Here is a 21,870-nt window from a genome sequence, read left to right as displayed (position 1 = left end):
TCCAGACCGGTCGTTTGGCCGGATATGCAGGTCAAATCTCGACATCATCTCCGTAGCGATGCCGTCTCCGACCTCGAGGCGGAACTCGAGGACAAACTTGGCGTCGCGCCCGAGGGTGACGTCTACGAGCGCGTCGAGTTCGAAGAGGCCGACCGCGAGGTCATCCTCATCGACGGGGAGCCCCAGGTCGCGTTCTTCGACGAGGAACCGTTTCTGACGGTTCGCGGCGCGAACGCGTACGAACCCGAGAAGCGACTGGTGACCGTCGATGCGGGTGCCGTCTCGTTCGTCAGCGACGGCGCGGACGTCATGCGTCCGGGGATCACCGAGGCGACGGACGATATCTCGCCGGACGACCTGGTCGTGATCGCGGAGGAGTCCCACGGGAAGATACTCGCTGTCGGTCGCGCCCGCGTCGACGGGGCGGATATGGTCGGTGACGAAGGGAAAGTCGTCGATTCCGTCCACCACGTCGGCGACGAACTCTTCGAATTTACCGGGTAGTCCGCGACGAGAAACGTCGAGGATCCGTCGCGGCTTCGAACGTCCTCGATCACCACGATCCCTTCGTTTGTCTGCAATCACCACGAACCGTTCGTTTGTCTGCAAAAACGATTACGAACGATAGATAATCAGGGACCTGTGTTCAGATTATGCTAGCAATACTAGGGTACACGATTCATATGTCCATAGGAACTATGTACTGACATCTGCTACCGTGGGACGTCCATGATCGAAACGACAGTCGCAGCCGTCGGACTCCGTCAGTCGGTGACGATCGCGCCCGAGACGTCCGTGACCGAGGCGGCCCGACGGCTTCGTTGCACCGACGTGCCCGCCCTCGTCGTCCTCGAGGACGATGCCGTCGTCGGCGTCGTGTCCGAGTCGGATCTCGTCGCGATGATCGCGGAAACCGACGATCGGCCCACCGTGCGAGCACTCGTGTCGACGCCGGTCGCGACGACTTCGCCGTCCGCGACGCTGTCCGAGGCGGCCGAAACGATGCGGACCAGCGGCGTCAAGCACCTCCCCGTCGTCGGCGACGGCCGGTTCCGCGGCCTGCTCTCGGCCCGGACGCTGGCCCCGTACCTCCCGCGTCACCGCCTCGAGATCGAGTGGCGAGCCGAACCGATGCGACTCGAGTCGGCCGACGACCTGGCGGTCGCGTCGGGCGACTGAGTGAGCGCTCGAGACGGTTCCGGTCGGGAAATCTCTCACGAGCGGACGGCGATTGCACCCCGAGACCGTGACAGAGCCGTCGAATTCCCGGACCGTTTCGCTATCCGGACTGTGTCTGACGTAAGAACTATACTGGCGGCGGCGGTGAATACCGCCAATGGGACTCATGAGCAAAATTCTCGGCGGGAATCAGCCGCGGACCGTCGAGGATTACGCCGAACTGAATCTCGAGGACGTCTCGGCGGAGTCAGCAGAGGCGACGATGCAAGTACACATCGCGGAGGTCGGCAGTCAGGCCGACGCGATCGACATCAAAGACGCCGTCTACGACGGTGACATCGTCATCGCCGATATCACGCGCCTGCGGACCAACGACAGCACGGTCGAGCACATCGTCGACGAGCTGCGACAGGTCGCCCAGGAGGTAGACGGCGATATCGTCCGCAAGGGTGACGATCAGATGATCATCGCGCCGACCGGGATCCGAATCAGCAGGGAGAAACTGGGACAACAGTTGTAGCATCACTCGCTGACCATCGAGCGCTCGCTCGAGCACCGCGTTCGTGCGCTTGCTGTGCGACCGCTCGCCGGCGCCATAGCGCAACCCGCTCGTCGGTGTCGTCAGATGGACGTCTCGCCGACGCCTCGTCGGGTGCGATATTGCCGAGTATCGCGTGCGACTCTCGAGGTGTGGGTGGGTCACAGAATTTTCAGCCCGCGGGAATTCCGGAGTCGGTTATCTCGCCTGCAGCCCAACTGGATTCCATGACGGGGTTTCGTGCAACGGTCGTCATCGACGATCCCGCGGGGTGTCCGGTCGCCGACGTCTCGGCACACGCCGACGAGCCGGTCGATTCGGTCTCGCGGTCGTCCCGACAGACGGCCGCCGGGACGGTCGTCGAGGAATTTTGCGTCGCCGCGGACGCTTCGGTCGACGGCGGTGCGGACGTCGAATTGACGCCGATTCAGTCCGACGACAGCGAGGCGATTTATCGATTCGAGCGCGACGGCGGCGCCGACTGCGCCTGCGAAGTCGTCGAGGGAACGGGAACGCCCGTCTCGTCGGTGCGCGCACAGGACGGTGCGCTGATCGTTTCGTTTCGAACGCTCGAACTCGCGGCGGTCGCCGACATCGTCGACGAACTGCGGGCGTCCTTCGACGGGGTGATCGTCGACGAACTCTCACGGGATCACGAGAGCGCGTCGACCGATCCGGTCGTCGTCGACCGAGACCGGCTCACGGCCAGACAGCGAGAAATCCTCGAGGCCGCCCACGAGATGGGCTACTTCGACTATCCGAAGGGCGCGAACGCGACGGACGTCGCCGAGCGTCTCGGCGTCGCTCGCTCGACTTTCACCGAGCATCTGGCGGCGGCCCAGACGAAACTCATGGACGACATCCTCGAGCAGTGATCCGGTCGACGTCGGCGTCGGGCTCGAGGGGACGCCACCCGGTGAGCCACGTCGAAGGCACAGTCGGTCCCGTATCCGCGGTGCGTCGGCAGTAACACTTTGCCGTGCGACGGTCTCGATGCACACATGGACGTCAGTCACACGGCGCTGTGGGTCTCGGACATCGATCGAACGCGTGCCTTTTACGTCGACGCCCTCGGACTGCGCGAGAACTGGTCGTTTACGGGGGACGACGGCGTCGAAAACGTCTACATCGGCGGCGACGACGCCGAATTTCAGTTCAAGTACGATCCAGACGGCGGCCCGGCGATCGACCCGGGAACGATGGCCCACGTCGCGGTGACGGTCGACAGCACGGACGACGCGCTCGAACGGCTCGTCGACCGGGCGGATCCGCCGGTACGGATGGATCCGACGACGATGGCCGATATCGGTTGTCGCGTCGCGTTCGTCGAGGATCCCGACGGGTACGACGTCGAACTGGTCGAACGACTCGAGTGAGCGACGGCCGCCGCGGTCGCACCGGCTCGATCAGGCCTCGGAGGGGGCGGATCGCGCGACGGACGGCGGCGTTCGGACGACCTGCACGAGAAGGCCCACCGCCACGACGACGACTGCGGCGAGGAAGAGCCAGGCGGTTCGGTAGCCGGCCGTGTCGGCGAGGTAGCCGAACGCGGGCGGGGCGACGAGGGCGCCGCAGGTAAGTGCGAGTTGTCCTCCGGCGGTGGCGCCGCCCATCTCGTCGGTCCTGACGAGCGTTGCCATGACCGAGTAGTAGACGCCGGTGTACCCGAGGACGAAAAAGCCCAGGACGGCGAACCCGATCGCGGCCCCGAGCTCGGTGGTCGTCGACGCGACGACGACGAACATGACGGCGCTGCCGAGCGATTGACCGACGAGCAGGAGGCCGTTTCTGACGCGCGGTTCGCCGGGGAGGACGTCGCCGAGCCACCCCGCCAGGAGGCGGCCGAGGCTGCCGAACAATTGGACGAGCGCGAGGACGACGCCGCCGAACGCGACGGACGCACCGATCGATTCTTCGACGTACAGGACCGTGTATCCGGTCGTCGTAAACAGGGCCGCGCCGAGAAAGAGCCCGGCGATCAACAGAACGACGTACGGTCGGTTCGAGAGCAGCGCGCCGAAATCCGGGTAGCCGGCGTCACGCCTCTGACTGCCGCTCGAGTAGCGGAGAAAGAAGACGGCGGCGACGAGCGATCCGAACCCCGCGGCGACGAGAAAGCCGGCTTGCCAGAACAGCGCGCCCGCGAGACCGGTGACGAGGAGCGCGCTGATTCCGCTCCCACCGGTGACGCCGATTTGCTTGATGCCCATCGCGAGATTCTGTCGTCCCGGTTCGATTGCGTCGAAGATCGCCTTGTTCGTCCCCGGCATCGCGGTCCCGTACGTCGATCCAAGGAGGAACACTGCCACGACTAACAGCGCGGACGACGGTGCGGCTGCGACGAGGAGCGTCCCCGCCGACAGACCGACGAGGCCGAGGGTCAGCGCCCGTCGTTCGCCGAATCGATCCGTCAGCGCGCCAAGCGGCACCAGAAAGACGGCGTAGCCGAGAGTGAGTGTGGTGACCACGAGGCCGACCGAGAATCGGGACAGGCCGAACGTATCCCGGAAGAACGGTGTCGCGGCGAAGACCGTATAGTAGCAGATGCTCGCTGCGATCTGCCAGACGGTGACGAGAGAGACGGTTCGCCAGTACGATTGCTCCATCGATCGGTAGTTCTCGAAAAACGTTTAAAAAAGGTTGCTGTTCGCCCCAGATATCGGTCGACAAAATCTCTATAATATAGTTTATATATAAATATAGAATAATTGATAGAGTGTATGTATTAGTCGTTTACACTGGGTTTTAGTTGGATTCTAGTACAACTGCTGTTATCTATTACCATGATGGGTAGGGGCACATATAAGTAAAGAAACTACATTATCTTATGGCGCGGATCAACAAGTTTTTATTAGGGTGTTCGAAACTGAAGCCGTATATGTGTGCCAATAGTGGCCAACGGAGACGAGACGTTCTGAAAGGCGCCGCGACAGCCGGTATCATCGGTGTAGCCGGTTGTCTCGGTGGCGGCGACGGCAAGATAACCGTCACGATCGGCGGGACCTCGACCGGGAGCTCGACTCAGGCCGCGGGGCAGGCCCTCGCTCGAGCCGCCCAACAACACAGCGACGTGATCAACATCTCCGTCCAGGAGACGGAAGGGTGGACGGCGAACCTCCGTGAGTTCGACGACGGAAACATTCCCTCGATGGGTGTCGACAACAACTCGATCTCGAAGGCCATGAACGAGGAGGGGCCGTTCGCCGAGAACCCCGTCGATTCGCTGCCGCATCAGGGCTTCATGTTCACGTCCCTGCAGATCCACATGGTCGGTCTCGAAGGCAGCGGTCTCGAATCGACCGCGGACCTCAAAGAGGGCGGCTACACGATCTATCCGATTCAGCCCGGCTTCGGGACCCGTCTACTGACGGAGGAGATTCTCAAAAGCGCCGGCATCTGGGGCCCCAACGAGATCAACAACTCGGATACCGGCGACATTCCCGGCCAGGTCGAGGAGGGGAACGTCGACGCGCTCTGTCTGTACGGCGCGAACGGCGTCGAACTCTCCGGCTGGTGTCAGGAGGTCGACGTCCGTAGCGGGGAGGGTCTCTACCTGCTCGAGGTCGACGACGAGTTCAAACAGACCATCGAGGACCATCCCGGCGCGCTGCTCGAGGAGTTCGACCCCTACGGCTACGAGCAGGACGTGACGAAGGTTACCGATACGGTCACCTCGTGGTCGCTCGCGGCCCAGTGGGCGTTCGGTCCCGACGTGCCCGCAGAAGCGACGAAAGAGATCGCCCGACTGGCGAACGAACACCACGATACGCTTCGCGAGTCGGACTCGACGACGCTCGAATTCACGCCCGAACTGATGACCCAGACCGTCATGGAGGGCCTCGAGGTCCACCAGGGCGTCGCCGAATTCTTCGACGAGAACGACGTCTGGGACGACGCCTGGAAGCGCGGCGAGGCCGCCGAGTCCGACAACTGACCGACGTCCAGTAACGCAATTCCCTTTCGTAACCCAGACAAATGGTAACTAACGACAACGCGAGCACTGACGATGCTGCCGACGGGACGGCGGACGTCTCGCCCGCCGCCGACGCGGACGTCCTCGAAACCGGTGACCCGCTGTCCGTCGCCGATGGACTCCGCGGAAAGTTCGAGTGGGCTGTGATTCTCGGCTCGATCCCGTTCTGGCTGCTCGTCTTCTGGTACTCCGAGACGCAGATGATGGACCGCCCCCGGTACGGCACCCTCTTTCTCGGCGGCGTTCTCCTGTTGTACCTGCTGATCGAGCTTCCGGATACGCTCGAGGAAAAGAACTGGCTCGAGACGGCGATGCTGGCCGTGTCGGGCGTGGTAGTCACGATCGGGACGGTGTATCTGTTCACGAGCTTTCAGGACCTGGTCTACACTCGCGCCGGCCAGGCCTACGGCTACGAGATCGCGCTCGCGCTTGCGATCTCGCTCGTGATGATCTACCTCACGTGGCGGTCGTTCGGGGTAACGTTCCTGGTCGTCGTCCTCGGCGGTATCGGGTACGGGTTCGCCGGCCCGTACCTGTCCGGGACGCTCAGCCACGGCGGGCTCACGCCCGAGCGAACGCTGCGGATCCTCGCCATCAGCGGTGACGGTTTCTACGGCTTCCTGACCCAGCTCGTCGCAGCTTGGATCGCGCTGTTCCTGTTGTACGCGGGGCTGTTGAAGGCCTACGGCGCGTTCGACCTCATCCTCCGGATCGCCGTTCGCTCCGCGACGTATATCGATTCCGGGATCGCCCAGACCGCGGTCCTCGCGAGCGCGGTTATCGGCTCGGTCAACGGCAGCCAGACGGCAAACGCCGGAATGACCGGGTCGTTTACGATCCCGCTCATGAAGAAAAGCGGTATCAAACCCGAGACCGCCGGCGGGATCGAAGCGGTCGCCTCGACGTCCGGTCAGGTACTTCCCCCGGTCATGGGCGCCGGTGCGTTCATCATGGCCTCGCTGATAACCGGACTCACGTACGGCGACGTCATTATCGCGGGCCTCATCCCCGCCGCGATTCTCGTGGTCTCGATCTTCATCGCCGTCCACTACGTGGCGACCCCCCAGATCGACGACCCCTCCATGAGCGGCCTGTTCGACGAAAAACTGAGTCGGCAGGACGGCCTCCTCGAGTCCGTCAAGTACGGCGTGCCGCTGGTCATCCTGGTGTATCAGCTCGGCATCGTCCAGGTGACGGTGATGACGGCGGCGCTGCAGACCGCCGTCTCGATGATCGCCCTCGGGATCGTGATTCCGTTGATAAAAGCAGGACTCGAAGGCGACGATCTCGGCGGAACGGTCGTCCATACCTTCAAGCAGACGATCGAAGGGTTCCGCCAGGGCGTTATCGTGGTCGCGCCGATCACGATTATTCTGGCGGCGATCAACGGCGTCGTCGACATCTTGATGGCGACCGGCGTTCCGACGGCGATCTCGCTCACGCTGATGGATCTCTCCGGGGGCGTCCCCCTCATCGCGTTCTTCCTCGCGATGGTCATCTGTATCCTGCTCGGCCTCGGCATGCCGACCACGGCGTCCTACACGGTGGTCGCACTGCTGATCGCGCCGACGCTCATCAATCAGTTCCTCGTTCCTGACCTCGCCGCGCACTACTTCGTCTTCTACGCGGCGATTCTGGCCGGGCTGACGCCGCCGATCGCGACCTGTGTCGCGGTCGCGACGGGGATCGCCGGCGGGAACTTCTGGCGGACCTGTCTCGAGGCGATCAAAATATCCGCGCCGCTTTTCGTCCTCCCCTTCGCCTTCGTCTACCATCCGGCGATGGTCTCGGGCGAGTTCAGCACGGCCGCGTTGACCGCCGGCGTCATCGCGCTGCTGGGGTCGGTCGCGATCATCCACGGCATCAACTATCGATTCCCGTTCGATCGAGGGCCAACGATCGGGCTCAGAATCGTGTTTTTCGCGGCCGGTATCGTCGCGATGGTTCACCCCGACCGGATCGTGCAACTCGGCGCGCTTGCACTCGTCATCGTCCTGTACGGCGTTCAGATGACGCTCGGGCAGTCGAATCCGACCGAGGCGGTTACCGACGCTAACCGACGCGGCCAGCCCTGATCGGTCTCGGTGCGTCGGTCGGCCTTCTTCCGTGCGGTCGAAACGGTTCGATAGCCGGGCGAACAGTTGCGCAGACGACCGCGGTGGTCGGCCGGGGAGCGACTGACAGCGTGTTCGTTCGAGCCAGGGCCGCTCTCCCGCTACCGAAGTCGAACCGGCGAAAACACACGTCCGGCGGACTGACAACCGTCACCGGGCAAACGATAATACTTTTCCATTGGGGTCCGAAATCCCTGAGTATGTCTGACGACCTCAAGAAAGGGCTCGAGGGTGTGTTGGTTGCCGAATCGGAACTCAGTTCGATCGACGGTGACGCCGGCCGCCTGATCTATCGCGGCCACACGATCGAGGACCTCGCCCGCGGCGCGAGCTACGAAGAAGTCCTCTACTTGCTCTGGAACGGTCATCTCCCATCCAACGACGAACTCGAGCCGTTTTCGGACGCGCTCATGAACGAACGCGAGGTCGACGACGACGTCCTGGAGACGATGGAGAAACTCGCGGCCAGCGACGAACAGCCGATGGCCGCCCTGCGGACTGCGGTGTCGATGTTTTCGGCCTACGAGCCCGAAGACGACGCCGATCCCGAGGACCTCGAGGCGACGCTTCGGAAGGGTCGTCGGATCACGGCCAAGATTCCGACGGCGCTGGCCGCGTTCGAGCGCTACCGCCTCGGCGAAGACCCGATCGCTCCCCACCCCGACCTGGGACTCGCGGCGAATTTCCTCTACATGCTGTCCGGCGAGGAGCCGGACGATATCGCAGCCGAGACGTTCGATCAGGCGTTGATCCTCCACGCGGACCACGGTCTGAACGCTTCGACGTTTACCTCGATGGTTATCGGCTCGACGATGGCGGACATCTACAGCGCGGTCACAGGCGGCATCAGTGCCCTTTCCGGTCCGCTCCACGGCGGCGCGAATCAGGACGTCATGGAAGTCCTGATCGAGATCGACGAAAGCGATCTCGACCACCGCGAGTGGGTCGAGCAAGCCACCGAGGAGGGACGGCGCATCCCCGGCTTCGGTCACCGCGTCTACAACGTCAAAGACCCGCGCGCGAAGATCCTCCAGGAACGCAGCGAGGAACTCGCCGAAAACGGCGAGAGCAAGTGGTACGATTACACGACCACCATCGAACAGTACCTCTCCGAGGAGAAAGGGCTCACCGAGAAGGGTATCGCGCCGAACGTCGACTTCTATTCGGGATCGGTGTACTACCAGCTCGGCATCCCGATCGACATGTACACCCCGATCTTCGCGATGAGCCGCGTCGGCGGCTGGATCGCACACGTCCTCGAATACCAGCAGGACAACCGTCTCATCCGCCCGCGCGCCCGATACACCGGCCCGCAGGATCAGGAATTCGTTCCGCTCGGTGACCGGTAACCGGGAACCCGATTTCTCCCTCGACAGAATCGTGCGTTCACGCCGCGATTCGACTCGATTTCTCTCGCTCCAGTCGCCGGGAACGCCTCCGGTAATTCCAGAGACCCGTCCGGTTTCTCGAGCCGGCGGTCCCGAGACGGCCATCGAAAACGTATGGCGAACGTGTTTCGAGTCGCCGTAGTCCGTCTCGTGACGGTGAGGAGTGTCATATCCGCTGTCTCATCCCAGTTCAGGGCCTCACGTCGTCCGGTGATAGATTAGCCGACTGACATTATCCGCGATACAGAACCGTGGTCCACGGACGCATCGGAATCGATTTCCCGAATTCGACTCGATAGTGGTAATGTGGCCGAAGTGTGTGTTGAAGTGGCAAACAGTTGATGGCCATCTCTTACTTGATACTGAGGTTATATGAATTGCGAGAGAGCGATAACGAAACCAGTATCGAACGTTTGCTTCAATAAGATACATTTTTGCAATCATTTGCGGATGACACTCGTCATTCCTACGTCTGACGTGCAACTTCTCGCCGTGCAGTCTTGCGTTTTCACTTTCGCCTCGGGTGCATGAGATTTATATGCTATGGGTTCCCTTCTTTATTCGCACGACACACGCCGTGCATTCCCTGTATTCCCTGTCGTGCTGCCCACAGTTGGCAGCACATCCCTGTTGGGGGTCGTCGGTAGGGCCGCTCGCTCGGCTCTTCCGACCCCGACAGTGATCCAACTGCACACTGAGCCGCGGCTCTTCCAACCCCGACAGTAACCCTTACTCCGTCCGCCGAGTAGACGGGCGTATGCTCGAACTCACAGATATTCTGGAGGCCCGCGAGCGGGTGCGAGAAACCTCTCGACGGACGCCGCTCGAGCGCTCACACACGTACTCGGCGATGACTGGAGCCGATATCCGACTGAAACTGGAGAACTTCCAGCGCACGGGGGCGTTCAAGATCCGCGGCGCGACGAACCGGATCGCGACGCTGTCCGAGGAGCAGAAGGCCGCGGGCGTCGTGACCGCGAGCGCGGGCAACCACGCCCAGGGCGTCGCGCTCGCGGCCACGCGAGCGGGCGTCGACTCGAAGATCGTCATGCCCGAATACGCGCCGATCTCGAAGGTCAAGGCGACCGTGAGCTACGGCGCCGACATCGTCCTCGCGGGTCGTGATTACGACGCGGCCGCCGAGCGCGCACACGAAATCGAACGCGAGGAAGGACGGACGTACGTCCACGCCTTCGACGACGAGTACGTGATGGCCGGTCAGGGAACGATCGGCCTCGAGATCGTCGACGATTGCCCCGATGTCGAGACGGTCGTCGTCCCCATCGGCGGCGGCGGACTCATCAGCGGAATCGCGACCGCCATCAAGGAGCAGCGACCGGACGCGCGAGTGATCGGCGTCCAGGCCGAGGGTGCCTCGAGCGCTGCCGACTCGCTCGAGGCCGGTGAACGCGTCTCGATCGAGGAGGTCGATACGATCGCGGACGGGATCGCGACCCGCAGTATCGGCGAGCAGACGTTCCCGTACATCCGGGAGTACGTGGACGAAGTGGTCACCGTCTCGGACCCCGAAATCGCGGTCGCGCTAGTCTACCTGCTCGAGCGTTCGAAGACGCTCGTCGAGGGCGCGGGTGCGGTTCCCCTCGCAGCGGTCCTCTTCGAGAAATTCGAGTACGAGGAGGACGAGGTCATCGTTCCTGCGCTTTGCGGTGGAAACATCGACCTCAACACGCTGACCAACGTCGTCATCCGCGGACTGGTGGAAACCGGTCGCTATCTGAAGATCAGAACCGTTCTGAAAGACCGGCCGGGCGCGCTCGAAGACTTGCTCGAGATCTTCACCGCCCACCGGGCGAACATCTACGCGATCCACCACGACCGAACGTCTCGCGAGGTCGAAATGAGCGACACGGAAGTCGAAATCGAACTCGAGATGCGCGGTCCCGACCACGTCGATTCCTTCCTTTCGGACCTTCGTGAGGCGGGGTACACGGTCGACGTCCTCGCCTGAGTGGGTTCAGCTCCGCTATCGGCTTTCCGAATCTCGCCCGTCCGGTCGCCGGATTCCGTCCCGCTCGAAACGCGACGTCGGTAGCGCCGGAAGCGGCTCCTGTCGCTCGAGAACCGACGCGTTCCCATCGGACGTCGAGTAAATAGGTTCGACCGGGCACGGGCCCGAAAGGGTCCATGGTGAACCCAGTCCTCGCAAGTCGGATAGACGTCCCGCGTGCATCGATCCTGGCGAGCGGCGGTGATCGGTCGTATCGCTCGGGGATCGACGCGGTCGGAGGGGCTCCACCGTCGCGTTAGGCAGTGGTTACGCTCTCGTGACCTGCCGCGGACGCGACCGCGCCGCAGTTCTTGGAGCGGGTGACCTGACGGGGACAGCGGTCGCGCTCGTCGCGGCCACTCCCGTTCCCGACGCTCGGTTCGGCGACCGGTCTGACCGCGGTCGAGGCCGACGAAACTGCGGCCACCCGCGTTCCGGCGCTCGAGCCACCGCCCGATTTTCCCCGCCGACGTCCGCGGATCTCGAGGCTTTATGCGCGGCCGGCGATACCGTCCGGGTATGAAACGAATCATCGAGACCGACGACGCACCGGCTGCGGTCGGTGCCTACAGCCAGGCGGTAGGAAACGACTCGCTGCTGTTTACGGCCGGACAGATACCGATGACGGCCGACGGCGAGGTACTCGCCGACGAATCCATCGAGGCACAGACGGAGCAGGCCCTCTACAACCTCGACGCCGTCCTCGACGAGGCGGACGCGACGTCCGCGGATATCCTCACGGTGACCGTCTTCCTCGATGACATCGACGATTTCGACGCGATGAACGAGACCTACGCCGCGTACTTCGACGACGAACCGCCGGCTCGCAGCGCCGTCGAGGTCGCCGCCCTCCCGAAGGGCGTCGGGATCGAGATCGAAGCCGTCGCGAGCCTCGAGTGACGGCGGTGAGCGACGCGTGAGCGGCCATCCGGCTGGGAAGAGGGGGATCGATCCGTACGCGAAATCCGCCGCCCTGTGGGGCGCGATAGGCTTCCTCTCGGTCCTCGTCCTCGTTCAGGGCGCCGCGCTCGTCCGGGAGCCGATCGTCACGATGGCCCAGGGGCTCGCACTCGCGACGCTCGTCGGGCTCGCAACCACGCTCGGGTCGTACCTGCTCGAGTCGCGACTCGCCGCGTGGGCGAGACGGCGTCGCGGGACGTGACTTCGTCTCGTAACAGTTAAACGACGGACGGAGTAAGAATCACCTGGGCCAGGATGGCCGAACGGTAAGGCGCACGCCTGGAAAGCGTGTTCCCTTTCGGGATTCAGGGTTCAAATCCCTGTCCTGGCGTTTTCGCAGTTGTATCCTCCGAGCGTCGCGTGGCGGCGCGAGTAACGCGAACGCACGACTACGCCGCGTACGGGGTTCGAGCAACCGAGTCGCCTTCGACCGAACGGAGCGAGGCCGACCGTCTCGCCTCCGTTCGAATCTCTCTCCTTGCGCTTTCGTGGCGCCCTTCGTGCGGCGCGTCACCCACTGGACCCATAGTCGGCCGGACACGGCGTTCAACGTCGGTTCAACAGTCGGCCGGACACGGACGGAAGGTAGGGGTACGCGAAGGAGGCGCCGGATTACTGTTCGATCTCCACAGGAGAGTCGGTCGCGATCCAGCGATCGGGGTCATCCGGATCCCTGAGTCGGAGATTGCCGCTCTGACACACCACCATTTCGTATCGGTCTTCCATGATGACCCCGACGATGGCTGCGTCGGGATCGGATATGGTAACGGGGGCCGTACTCGACGGGACGACCGGAGTAAGAACCCCATACTGACTATCGAGCGATCGGCGGTTCGTCGGTCCGGGATTCCGTCCCGCCTCGACTCGGTCGGTGACGGGCGGACAGGCTAAGACACTCCGGACCGTCGAGGGAGACATGTGCGGCCGATACACGCTCGTCGTCGAGCAGGACGATCTCGAGGCGCGATTCGACGCCCGGTTTCGGGATGGTGGCCCCGAATCGGATTCGGATTCTCGATCGGCTCGGGCCTCCGATTCCGGGTCCGCGTCGGCGTTCGTCCCGCGATACAACGCGGCTCCCGGCCAGGAGTTGCCGGTGATCACCGGCGAGGACCCGGAGACGATCCGACGCCTCGAGTGGGGGCTGGTGCCGTCGTGGGCCGACGACGACGCCGGCGGATTGATCAACGCTCGAGCGGAATCAGTCGACGAGAAACCGAGTTTCCGCGAGACCTACGCCCGGCGCAGGTGCCTGGTGCCCGCCGACGGCTTCTACGAATGGGTCGACACCGAGAACGGAACCCAACCCTATCGCGTCACCTTCGAGGACGACCGCGTCTTCGCGATGGCGGGCCTCTGGGAGCGCTGGGAACCGGACACGACCCAGACGGGACTCGACGCCTTTGGCGGCGGCGCGGAACCCGAATCCGAGACGGGACCGCTCGAGACGTTTACGATACTCACGACGGAGCCGAACGAAATCGTCTCGGACTTCCACCACCGGATGGCGGTGATCCTCGATCCCGACGCCGAGGAGCGGTGGTTATCGGCCGACGATCCAGGTGAACTGCTCGAGCCGTACCCGGCCGAAGGGATGCGTGCCGATCCGGTTTCGACGGCCGTAAACGATCCATCGAACGACGTCCCCTCGCTTCTCGAACCGGTGTGAGGGGCGGTCAGTTCGCGGTCAGATAGCGGGAGTGGTCGGTCCGCGAGCCGATTCAGGATCGAAATTCGACGGCGGTCACCTCGAACCTGGCACCGCCGTCGGTGTCCGCGAGCGTGACGGTCCAGTCGTGTGCGTCCGCGATAGTCTGGACGATGGTCAGCCCGAACCCGGTCCCGTCCTCCTGGGTCGAAAAGCCGTGCGTGAAGATTCGCTCTCGAGCCTCGTCCGGAATACCGGGACCATCGTCTTCGACGTAGAAGCCGACCGGGTCGGTATTCTCCCGCAGGAGCCCGATCCGGACTGTGGGTGACGATGACCCGTGTTCGACGGAATTTCGAACGAGATTCTCGAGCAGTTGGATGAGACGACTTTCGTCGGCCGCGACCGCGACTTCCTCGAGCGCCTCGGTCCGGAGCGTCGCGTCGCGGGTGTCGACGTGGGACCAGGCGGCGGTCACGGCCTGCGAGAGCCAAACCGGACGCGGGTCCTCGACGCGCTGGCCGTCGCGGGCGAGCGTCAGGAGGGTGTCTATGAGCGAACTCATGCGGTCGTGTGACTCTTCGATGCTGTCCAAGGAGTCGCGAACGCGCGACGATTCGGCGTGTTCTCGCGCGAGAATGAGATGTCCCTGGGCGACGTTCAGCGGGTTTCGGAGGTCGTGACTGACGACGCTCGCGAACTGCTCGAGTTGCTCGGTCTGATTCTCGAGCATGCGTTCTCGGCGTTTGCGGTCCGTGATATCGACGTAGATGCCGTACCCCTCGACGCGGCCGCCCTCCCTGGTGACGGTCACGGGTCGGAAGATGAACGTTCGAACGTCACCGTCCGCCGTTTTTCGCCGGAGTTCCTGACCGTTTTCGGACGACCGCAGCCAGTGATCGATCCCGCTCGTGGGGCCGTCACCGGGAACGATGAGTTCGGACAGCGCCGTTCCGATAGCTCTCGATCCGTAGCCGAACGTCTCCTGAAACGCCGGATTGAGCCACGTGACGATCGGCTCGTCGCCTTCGAACTCGACGACGACGACCGGATCGGAGATCCGCTCGAGCAACGCCTCGAATCGCTGCTGGGCCTGCTGATGGACGCGGATCTCCTGGGCGACGATGGCGATGTAACCCTCGTAGCGGTCCGCAATCACGGAACAGAGGTCCTCGAGTTCGTGTGGCGTGTAGTACTCTTTCCGCTCGAGACCGATGGTCTCAGCGCTCGCCGCGACGACGGCTTCGGCCTTCTCGACGCCGACCGTCTGGCTGAACTTCGAGACGAGTTGCTCGTGATCCGTTTTCATTTCGGGAGGAGCATGACGACGCTCGAGGTGTTGTGAAAGCCGCTGAGTTGTCCCATCTGCAGACACATCTCTCCGTAGGTCTCGTACCCACAGAGGGGCGCTCCGAGTTCCTCGCGCATCGCGGTGACCGCTTCCGGGAACCGATCCTCGAGGATGATCTCTCGACACGCGCAATCGTAGACGAACGCCCCGGCGATCGCGGCGTCGGTCTCGCCCATCGCTTCGCGGATGGTGTCGCGTGCCGACTCGATCTGCGAGTCGGGACTCCCGTACATCACTCGAAGCACCGTCCCCTCCGGGATTTCGACGGCGAAGCGAAGCGTCCCGTCGTCGGCCTCGACTCTCGGCCATCTGATCTTGTACGATCCGCCCTGATCGACGCCGAACTCGAAGGCTCCCATAATTCTGAGCATTTCCGTTCCGGTCGGTGGGACGCTGTCGATCTCGACGCCGAATTCCGCCCTGACGCGCTCTCTGACTGCCGACTCCCAGACCTCGTAGGCCGGCCGACCGTCGAGTTCGGAGACGACGCACCCGTCGGCCGCCGTCACCGTGACCGGCTCAGAAATCGGCTCGTGGCCGTGGCCGACCGCGATCGGGAGCCGCTCCGTCGAGGCGACGAGGGCGATTCCGATGGCGTCCTCGGCGACCGTGTCGTTTCTGAAGACGTGTGTCGAATCCTGCTCGTACCGGTCGGAGGCCGCGCCGCCGACGACGCTCACCCTGGGGCCGAGTTTCTGCTGGGCGACCAGTGCGAGCTGTTCGCCGACCCCGCTGAGCCCGTCGTGGAGGCTAATCGCGGAGAGATACGGATAGCCGCTGACGGTCGTCGGAAGATCGGCGACCGCTTCGCGAACGGTGTTCGGAACGCTCGTCCGGAGTCCCGTTCCGAGACCCGTAAAGAAGCGAAGCGAGTCGCTGGTAACGAGCGCAGCGACGACGCTCTCGGTGGCGACGTCCGTCCCCGTGAACTCCCCGGCCGCAGAACAGCCGAGCAACTCAGCTTCGGGGCCGATCGTAGCGCGGACACCATCGATGACTCCCTCGTACTCGTACTCCGGCGAACAGAACAGGTGACAGAAGTCGACTCGATCGGACGGTAGGTCGGCGAGCGCGCTGGAGGCAGCGCTCCGGCCGGCTCGAACGCTGTCACTCCCGGTCGCGTGACCCGTAGCGACGACCGTTTGCATGGCGTCTCGAGGAGAAATGAAGGCCCGCGGTAATAAATCACATTATTTCCGATACCAACACCGCGTATTCGATGGCTGGGCCGTCCCGAACTCCGTCGCATTCGTGGTCTCACGACCGGTGCAATCAGCGCCGGCGAGTCCCGTTTCAACGGGTATAAGTTTTAGGTCTACCTAATCCGATCTCATGGAGCTGACCAGACGAGACGCGATCGCCGCACTGGCAACACTCGGTGTCGGCGGGTCGTTGTCCGGCTGTGTTGCCCCGCCCGGCGCCGATTCGGCGGTCGACGTGGAGCGGATTCTCGAGGGACAGATCGCGGCCGCCGCGGTCGTCTACCCGGACGACGTCTCGGGGACGGCGACGTTCGTCGAAACGTTTCTCGAGGCCCGATTCGGGGATCGAACGCACGCGATGGGGATGGAGGCGGCGGTCGGACACCTGGACGACAACGCCGAGGTGTGGTACGGGGACGGGTTCGCTGCGCTGTCGGTCGCCGACCGCGAGCAGGTGCTGCGGAACGTGGGCGTGGACACCGCGGACGAAAATCCCGAGGGGACGCCGTCCGAGCGAGTTCGGTACTACGTCGTCAACGAACTCCTGCTCGCGCTCTACGCCTCGCCGACGGGCGGCGAACTGGTCGGCCTCGAGAACCCCCGGGGCTACCCGGGCGGCCTCGAGACCTACCAGCGGGGGCCGGACGCGTGAGCGGCGGCCGCCCACCCGCGGATTCGGCGGGGGGTGCCACCGACGACGATGCGGATCGCTCGCCGGTCGACGACGCCGACGTCTGCGTGATCGGTGCCGGTCCCGCGGGTGGCATCGTCGCGGATCGACTCGCCGACGCCGGCCGCAAAGTCGCGATCCTGGAAGCCGGGCCGCGGTTCGATTCGGCGGACAGGCTCGCCAGACAGGAGCGGGCGATCCGCCCGTTCTACGGCCCACAGGACGTCTGGGACGGCGGAGGCGAGCGCGACGCGTTCTCGACGACGGGCGAGTGGTCCTACCCGCTCGATCTGGCCCGCGTCAAGGGCGTGGGCGGGTCGACGCTCCACTGGCAGGGCATGGTGATGCGACTCCACGAGGACGATTTCGACTCCCGAAGCGTGCGCGGAGTGGGCACCGATTGGCCGATCGACTACGACGATCTGCGCCCCTACTACGCCGCCGCGGAGCGAGAACTGGGGATCGCCGGCGCCCAGGACAACCCGTTCGCGCCGCCACGCGAGAAGCCGCATCCGATGCCCGCGTTTCCACCGTCCTACAGCGACGGCCTGTTCGCCGAGGCCTGCGACGAACTCGAGATCGCGATGCACTCCGTTCCGAACGCGCGCAACTCCGAATCCTACGACGGACGGGGTGCCTGCGTCGGGTACGGAACCTGTCGGCCGGTCTGTCCCTCCGGCGCGAAGTACGACGCGACCGTCCACGTCGAGCGCGCCGAGGCAACGGGCGCGACGGTGATCGACCGCGCGCCGGTCCAGCGCCTCGAGCACGACGCCGACTCGGTCACGGCGGCCGTCTACGCGACCCCCGACGACGAACGGCGTCGACAGGAGGCCGACGCCTTCGTCATCGCCTGTGGCGGCGTCGAGACGCCCCGTCTGCTCTTGCTCTCCGAGTCGAGTCGCTATCCCGACGGCCTCGCGAACTCGAGCGGACTCGTCGGGAAGTACTTCATGGATCACCTCTTTGCCGGCGTGAACGGCGTCATAGACGAGCCAACCCGGCAGAATCACGTCGGCTTTCTCACCAGCGAATCCCACCAGTTCTACGACGACGCCGACGACCAGTACGCGCCGTTCAAACTCGAGTTCTTCAACTTCGCCGGTCCCTCGCCCGTCGGGATGGCGCTTTCCGGCGACGACTGGGGCGACGACCTGCTCGAGCGGCTTCGACGCGACTACGGAACCCATATCGGGATCGGCGCGCTGGTCGAACAACTCCCCCGTGAGGACAGCTCCGTCGGCCTCGATCCGGACCGCACCGACGATCGGGGCAATCCCGTCCCGCACATCGACTGGTCCGTGGACGATCGCGCGCTCCGGACGATCGAACGGGTAAACGAAATCCAGCGGGAGATCCTCGCGGAACTCGGCGCGGAGATCACCGGTCGGATCGGCCCCGAAAACACGATCCCCACGTTCCACCACATGGGGACGACCCGAATGGGAACCGATCCGACAGAAAGCGTCGTCGATCCCACCCTCCGAACCCACGACCTCGAGAACTGCTGGATTGCCTCGAGCAGCGTCTTTCCGACTGGCGGGGCGATGAACCCGACGCTGACGATCGCGGCGCTTGCGTTGAAAGCCGCCGATCACGTCGCTGAGGCGCTGTAAGCCGCAGAATCGCTACCGACAGGCCGTCTGTTGTGTGATTGGCCGACTGAATTATTTTTATATCCTCGTACCCGGATGTATCACTATGTACCATCCGATTCCCTACTGCTGGACCACTGACGACGGTCTCACACACGTGTTCTACGACAATCACGTCCCTCCAGACACCGGATTTGGGTGGTCGAGCCTCTGTGATGCGGTCCGATTACCGATCGAGGACAGACATTTCGAATTACACGAGGACGTGACGGCGGAAGACATCACGTGTAGCCATTGCCTGAACGGACTCGACCAGCCGATTGCCGATTTCGACGGCGATTCCATCGCGTGCGTCGATGGCTGCCTGGTTCTATACGGCAGGGACCAGGACGACGCGATCGTTCAAGCCGAGCCGGTCTGTCGAAACGTGTTGCACCATTCCTTGCCGTTCGAACCGGATTCGTTCACCGGGAACCTCGAGGAGCAGCTCGAAGACGTCTGTAGCGAGTGCTGGGAGACGTACGTCGACCATCAGTGGACCCGTGACGATGAGGGCGCGGAGTTACGTGTCGAAGTCTCGGCGGACGACGGACGCTCGGAGTACTTCGCGGCGAGTGCCGAACCGATCCACGCCGATCGCGGGGCAGTATTGCGGTTGGTGAGCGAAAATGAACTCGAGACGGATATCGATCGCGAAGATATCGAGTCGATCACGCTGACGCCGATGTGGGACATCGTGTACTGACTTCGAATCACGCAGGGTCCTCGTGCAGACCAGATCTTCCGCGTTTAGCAGGCGCACTCTGACAGATTCTCGGCCGCTGATTCGGCGCGTGGAAGAGACAGGGCACGAATCGGGCAGCGGCTTGGTCGGCCCGTCCTCGGACCGCCCCTCGATGGACGGCGTCCCCGAGCGTTTTGGCCTCGAGAGTCTGGAGACGGTCGTGGTCCCGTCTCACCGCAGACTGACTTCCGCCGGAAGCGGGTTCGGTTCGTCCGTGTGGTTATCTACACAGGGCACGAATTAGACGCTACACCGATGTTGGGTTACGCCTGTATGAATCTCACGTTGAGAGAACACGACCCGCCGCTACGATGCAATCGCGGGATGCAACGGAAGACCTGGGAGTCACGGGGCGTAGCCTACGCATCCGAACTCGCTGTTCAGAACTTCGCCGACCTGTCTGAGATTTTGCGCTGGAACGTAGACCACGACATCTCCTTCTATCGCTGTACGTCGGAGTTGGTGCCGTGGAACTCCCAGTTCGAACTGACCGACCTCCCCGACTACGAGGAGATAGCCCGAATCGCCGCCGACTGTGGCCAGCTTATTCGAGACAACGACGTGCGATTTACGTTTCACCCGAGCCACTGGTGCAAACTCGCCAGTGAGTCGGCGGAGACCGTCGAGAACTCGATTCGAGACCTCGAAGTCCACGGCTCGTGGCTCGACTTGATCGGCCTCCCCCGAACGCCGTACTACAGCATCAACGTTCACATCGGAGCCCACTACGACGACAAGGCGGCAACGGCCGCTCACTTCCGGGAAGCCGTAAACAGCCTCTCGCCCGCCGCCCGCAAGCGCCTCACCGTCGAAAACGACGACAAGGAGGGGCTCTGGAGCGTCCCCGAACTGGTCGAGGCGGTCGCAGAACCACTCGAGGTGCCCGTCGTCTTCGATTACCATCACCACCAGTTCACGAGTGGGGGACTCACGTACAGAGAGGCCTTCGAACTGGCTGCGCAAACGTGGGGCGACGTGCGACCGGTCGCGCACTACTCCGAGCCGGCACGGCTATACGGGCAGGACGTGCGTCCACAGGCGCACGCCGAGTACGTCTCGTCGGTTCCCGACTGGCTTCTCGACGGCGCGGACGTGATGCTCGAAGCCAAATCGAAGGAACGAGCGTTGCTTCGCTACCGAGACGGAACGGGGCCGGTCGTCGGTCCGACGTAGCTGTGAACGCCCGAACGTCGGTCGTCGACGCGTCTCTCCGACAGTATCAGGAGGTATCTGCCCTGCCAGTGGCACACTCGTACCTGACTGGCAGTTCCCGGACGCCGTGCAGGAACGGGGCCTCGACGGGTTCGTGCGTCGTATCGATCACCTCCAGTGACTCGACTCGCTGGAACAGCACCTTGGTCGTGACCCGTCCCTCGAGTTTCGCCAGGTGGGCCCCCAGACACGTGTGCGGTCCCCGTCCGAAGGCGATGTTCGGGTTGGGAGCGCGGGTGTGATCGAACGTGTCCGGGTCGTCGAACACCGCCGGATCCCGGTTCGCGGCCTGAATCCATGCCACGACCGGCTCGCCCTCGCTGATCGATCGTCCGGCGACCGCGGTGTCTTCCGTGGCGACGCGGACTGCTAGCTGTACTGGCGAGCGATAGCGGAGAACCTCCTCCACGGTGCGATGGATGGGCTCCTCGTCTCCATCCCCGATAGCTCCTTTCACTGCCTCGAGCGCGTCGGGTCGGGCGGCCAGACACCGCACCGTGTTCCCGATCAGGTTCGTGGTGGTGACGTGGCCGGCCACCATCAACAGCCCGCACAGGCGGAGCAATTCGTAGTGTGAGAGCCCGTGGTCCGATCCGGCGAGATCCGAGACCAGATCGTCGCCCGGGTCCTCGCGTTTCTCGAGAATGACGTCGTTGACCAACTGGCCGATGCCGAACACGGCCTCGGCCTGGTCTTCCACGAACTGGTCTGCGTCGTCGAACTCGCTCAAGTCGGGGGCCGCCACCGCCTCGTCGCTCACCGCCTTGAGTCGCTCACGAACGTCTTCGGACGCCCCGAGGATCCCCGCGATGGTCGAAATCGGCAACGGATAGGCGAACGACGAGACGAGATCGAACTGTCCCGACTGACCGTCCATCGCGTCCTCGAGCAACCGGTCGGCACTCGCCCTGATGTCGTCCTCGTAGCGTTGGACTGCCTCGTATGAGAAGTGCTCCTCGACGAGCGATCGTTTCTCGGTGTGCTCCGGCGGATCGAGTGCCAGCAACGTATCCTTGAACGTCGTGTTCTGCCCCATGATCGGCTCGTTGGCGAACGTCTCGGCGTCCGACAGTACCTGCTCGACTGCCTCGTACGTGAAGACGTCCCAGCACTCCCGTTCCGGATCCCAGCGGAGATCGTGTGCCGATCGTTGCGTTCGAAACCAGTCGAACGGCTCGAGGTTTCCGTCACGACTCGAAAGCGGCTCCGGTAGCGGTATCCAGCCGCCAGGTCCTCCGGCGCTCATGG

General features: G+C 63.7%; 20 protein-coding genes and 1 tRNA gene. 17 read left to right on the top strand and 4 right to left on the bottom strand.

Features of this window, described 5'->3' with window-relative positions:
* Positions 1–24: 24 nt before the first annotated feature.
* The 5 genes from NJT13_RS08055 (at position 25) to NJT13_RS08035 (ending at position 3,093) form a co-directional block, all read left to right on the top strand.
* Positions 25–504, top strand: a complete 480-nt coding sequence (locus tag NJT13_RS08055) for an RNA-binding protein (protein WP_254525041.1) — start codon at positions 25–27, stop codon at positions 502–504.
* Between the two features lie 225 nt (positions 505–729).
* Entirely contained in the window at positions 730–1,179 is a 450-nt protein-coding gene (locus tag NJT13_RS08050) for a CBS domain-containing protein (RefSeq protein WP_254525040.1), read from the top strand.
* Positions 1,180–1,336: 157 nt separating this feature from the next.
* Positions 1,337–1,699, top strand: coding sequence for a cell division protein SepF (locus tag NJT13_RS08045; protein WP_254525039.1), 363 nt, complete (start codon positions 1,337–1,339; stop codon positions 1,697–1,699).
* A 245-nt stretch (positions 1,700–1,944) separates the two neighbouring features.
* Positions 1,945–2,592, top strand: coding sequence for a helix-turn-helix domain-containing protein (locus NJT13_RS08040; RefSeq protein ID WP_254525038.1), 648 nt, complete (start codon positions 1,945–1,947; stop codon positions 2,590–2,592).
* Positions 2,593–2,718: 126 nt separating this feature from the next.
* Positions 2,719–3,093 (top strand): VOC family protein, encoded by a 375-nt coding sequence (locus tag NJT13_RS08035; protein ID WP_254525037.1) that lies wholly within the window; start codon positions 2,719–2,721, stop codon positions 3,091–3,093.
* A gap of 30 nt (positions 3,094–3,123) precedes the next feature.
* Here the strand turns inward: NJT13_RS08035 and NJT13_RS08030 are convergent, their stop codons facing one another.
* Positions 3,124–4,323 (bottom strand): MFS transporter, encoded by a 1,200-nt coding sequence (locus NJT13_RS08030; protein ID WP_254525036.1) that lies wholly within the window; start codon positions 4,321–4,323, stop codon positions 3,124–3,126.
* A 308-nt stretch (positions 4,324–4,631) separates the two neighbouring features.
* Between NJT13_RS08030 and NJT13_RS08025 the strand changes: the two genes are divergently transcribed.
* From NJT13_RS08025 to NJT13_RS07990, 8 genes are all read left to right on the top strand, one after another.
* A complete protein-coding gene (locus NJT13_RS08025; protein WP_425499808.1) occupies positions 4,632–5,651 on the top strand; it encodes a TAXI family TRAP transporter solute-binding subunit in 1,020 nt (339 codons plus the stop codon).
* Positions 5,652–5,692: 41 nt separating this feature from the next.
* Positions 5,693–7,765, top strand: coding sequence for a TRAP transporter permease (locus tag NJT13_RS08020; protein ID WP_254525034.1), 2,073 nt, complete (start codon positions 5,693–5,695; stop codon positions 7,763–7,765).
* Positions 7,766–8,004: 239 nt separating this feature from the next.
* Positions 8,005–9,153, top strand: coding sequence for a citrate synthase (gene citZ, locus NJT13_RS08015; RefSeq protein ID WP_254525033.1), 1,149 nt, complete (start codon positions 8,005–8,007; stop codon positions 9,151–9,153).
* Positions 9,154–9,949: 796 nt separating this feature from the next.
* Positions 9,950–11,161 carry a threonine ammonia-lyase gene (gene ilvA / locus NJT13_RS08010; protein WP_254525032.1) on the top strand — a complete coding sequence of 404 codons (1,212 nt, stop codon included), beginning with the start codon at positions 9,950–9,952 and terminating at the stop codon, positions 11,159–11,161.
* Positions 11,162–11,719: 558 nt separating this feature from the next.
* Positions 11,720–12,100 (top strand): Rid family detoxifying hydrolase, encoded by a 381-nt coding sequence (locus NJT13_RS08005; RefSeq protein ID WP_254525031.1) that lies wholly within the window; start codon positions 11,720–11,722, stop codon positions 12,098–12,100.
* Between the two features lie 16 nt (positions 12,101–12,116).
* Positions 12,117–12,362: a DUF7981 family protein gene (locus NJT13_RS08000; protein WP_254525030.1), complete on the top strand. Its 246-nt coding sequence runs from the start codon at positions 12,117–12,119 to the stop codon at positions 12,360–12,362.
* Between the two features lie 47 nt (positions 12,363–12,409).
* Positions 12,410–12,491, top strand: a tRNA-Ser gene (locus NJT13_RS07995).
* A 585-nt stretch (positions 12,492–13,076) separates the two neighbouring features.
* Positions 13,077–13,829, top strand: coding sequence for an SOS response-associated peptidase (locus tag NJT13_RS07990; RefSeq protein ID WP_254525424.1), 753 nt, complete (start codon positions 13,077–13,079; stop codon positions 13,827–13,829).
* A gap of 52 nt (positions 13,830–13,881) precedes the next feature.
* On the opposite strand, the gene NJT13_RS07985 is transcribed toward NJT13_RS07990, so the two are convergent.
* Positions 13,882–15,117, bottom strand: a complete 1,236-nt coding sequence (locus tag NJT13_RS07985; protein WP_254525029.1) for a sensor histidine kinase — start codon at positions 15,115–15,117, stop codon at positions 13,882–13,884.
* Positions 15,114–16,307 carry an FIST signal transduction protein gene (locus NJT13_RS07980; RefSeq protein WP_254525028.1) on the bottom strand — a complete coding sequence of 398 codons (1,194 nt, stop codon included), beginning with the start codon at positions 16,305–16,307 and terminating at the stop codon, positions 15,114–15,116. The genes NJT13_RS07985 and NJT13_RS07980 overlap by 4 nt, the downstream gene beginning before the upstream one ends.
* Positions 16,308–16,491: 184 nt before the next feature.
* Here NJT13_RS07980 and NJT13_RS07975 point away from each other — a divergent pair, with 184 nt between their 5' ends.
* From NJT13_RS07975 to uvsE, 4 genes are all read left to right on the top strand, one after another.
* Positions 16,492–17,013 carry a gluconate 2-dehydrogenase subunit 3 family protein gene (locus NJT13_RS07975; RefSeq protein ID WP_254525027.1) on the top strand — a complete coding sequence of 174 codons (522 nt, stop codon included), beginning with the start codon at positions 16,492–16,494 and terminating at the stop codon, positions 17,011–17,013.
* Positions 17,010–18,647 (top strand): GMC family oxidoreductase, encoded by a 1,638-nt coding sequence (locus tag NJT13_RS07970; RefSeq protein WP_254525026.1) that lies wholly within the window; start codon positions 17,010–17,012, stop codon positions 18,645–18,647. Before NJT13_RS07975 ends, NJT13_RS07970 begins: the two co-directional genes overlap by 4 nt.
* Positions 18,648–18,732: 85 nt before the next feature.
* Positions 18,733–19,371 carry a hypothetical protein gene (locus NJT13_RS07965; protein WP_254525025.1) on the top strand — a complete coding sequence of 213 codons (639 nt, stop codon included), beginning with the start codon at positions 18,733–18,735 and terminating at the stop codon, positions 19,369–19,371.
* Between the two features lie 294 nt (positions 19,372–19,665).
* Entirely contained in the window at positions 19,666–20,583 is a 918-nt protein-coding gene (gene uvsE, locus NJT13_RS07960; RefSeq protein ID WP_256549422.1) for a UV DNA damage repair endonuclease UvsE, read from the top strand.
* 46 nt (positions 20,584–20,629) lie between these two features.
* On the opposite strand, the gene NJT13_RS07955 is transcribed toward uvsE, so the two are convergent.
* Positions 20,630–21,868: a cytochrome P450 gene (locus tag NJT13_RS07955; RefSeq protein WP_254525023.1), complete on the bottom strand. Its 1,239-nt coding sequence runs from the start codon at positions 21,866–21,868 to the stop codon at positions 20,630–20,632.
* Positions 21,869–21,870: the final 2 nt, after the last annotated feature.

It is taken from the genome of Natrinema caseinilyticum, from assembly GCF_024227435.1.
GTDB lineage: Archaea > Halobacteriota > Halobacteria > Halobacteriales > Natrialbaceae > Natrinema > Natrinema caseinilyticum.
Note: the sequence above shows the minus strand (reverse complement) of the source record. Positions and strands in the feature narration are given on the sequence as shown.

Bases quoted from the DNA above. Each gene is read 5' to 3' on its own strand.
- NJT13_RS08040 (WP_254525038.1), top strand. From the start codon at position 1,945: ATGACGGGGTTTCGTGCAACGGTCGTCATCGACGATCCCGCGGGGTGT.
- NJT13_RS08050 (WP_254525040.1), top strand. From the start codon at position 730: ATGATCGAAACGACAGTCGCAGCCGTCGGACTCCGTCAGTCGGTGACG.
- NJT13_RS07975 (WP_254525027.1), top strand. From the start codon at position 16,492: ATGGAGCTGACCAGACGAGACGCGATCGCCGCACTGGCAACACTCGGT.
- NJT13_RS07985 (WP_254525029.1), bottom strand. From the start codon at position 15,117: ATGAAAACGGATCACGAGCAACTCGTCTCGAAGTTCAGCCAGACGGTC.
- uvsE (WP_256549422.1), top strand. From the start codon at position 19,666: ATGTTGGGTTACGCCTGTATGAATCTCACGTTGAGAGAACACGACCCG.
- ilvA (WP_254525032.1), top strand. From the start codon at position 9,950: ATGCTCGAACTCACAGATATTCTGGAGGCCCGCGAGCGGGTGCGAGAA.
- NJT13_RS08055 (WP_254525041.1), top strand. From the start codon at position 25: ATGCAGGTCAAATCTCGACATCATCTCCGTAGCGATGCCGTCTCCGAC.
- NJT13_RS08030 (WP_254525036.1), bottom strand. From the start codon at position 4,323: ATGGAGCAATCGTACTGGCGAACCGTCTCTCTCGTCACCGTCTGGCAG.
- NJT13_RS07965 (WP_254525025.1), top strand. From the start codon at position 18,733: ATGTACCATCCGATTCCCTACTGCTGGACCACTGACGACGGTCTCACA.
- NJT13_RS08020 (WP_254525034.1), top strand. From the start codon at position 5,693: ATGGTAACTAACGACAACGCGAGCACTGACGATGCTGCCGACGGGACG.
- citZ (WP_254525033.1), top strand. From the start codon at position 8,005: ATGTCTGACGACCTCAAGAAAGGGCTCGAGGGTGTGTTGGTTGCCGAA.
- NJT13_RS07955 (WP_254525023.1), bottom strand. From the start codon at position 21,868: ATGAGCGCCGGAGGACCTGGCGGCTGGATACCGCTACCGGAGCCGCTT.
- NJT13_RS07990 (WP_254525424.1), top strand. From the start codon at position 13,077: ATGTGCGGCCGATACACGCTCGTCGTCGAGCAGGACGATCTCGAGGCG.
- NJT13_RS07980 (WP_254525028.1), bottom strand. From the start codon at position 16,307: ATGCAAACGGTCGTCGCTACGGGTCACGCGACCGGGAGTGACAGCGTT.
- NJT13_RS08005 (WP_254525031.1), top strand. From the start codon at position 11,720: ATGAAACGAATCATCGAGACCGACGACGCACCGGCTGCGGTCGGTGCC.
- NJT13_RS08045 (WP_254525039.1), top strand. From the start codon at position 1,337: ATGGGACTCATGAGCAAAATTCTCGGCGGGAATCAGCCGCGGACCGTC.
- NJT13_RS08035 (WP_254525037.1), top strand. From the start codon at position 2,719: ATGGACGTCAGTCACACGGCGCTGTGGGTCTCGGACATCGATCGAACG.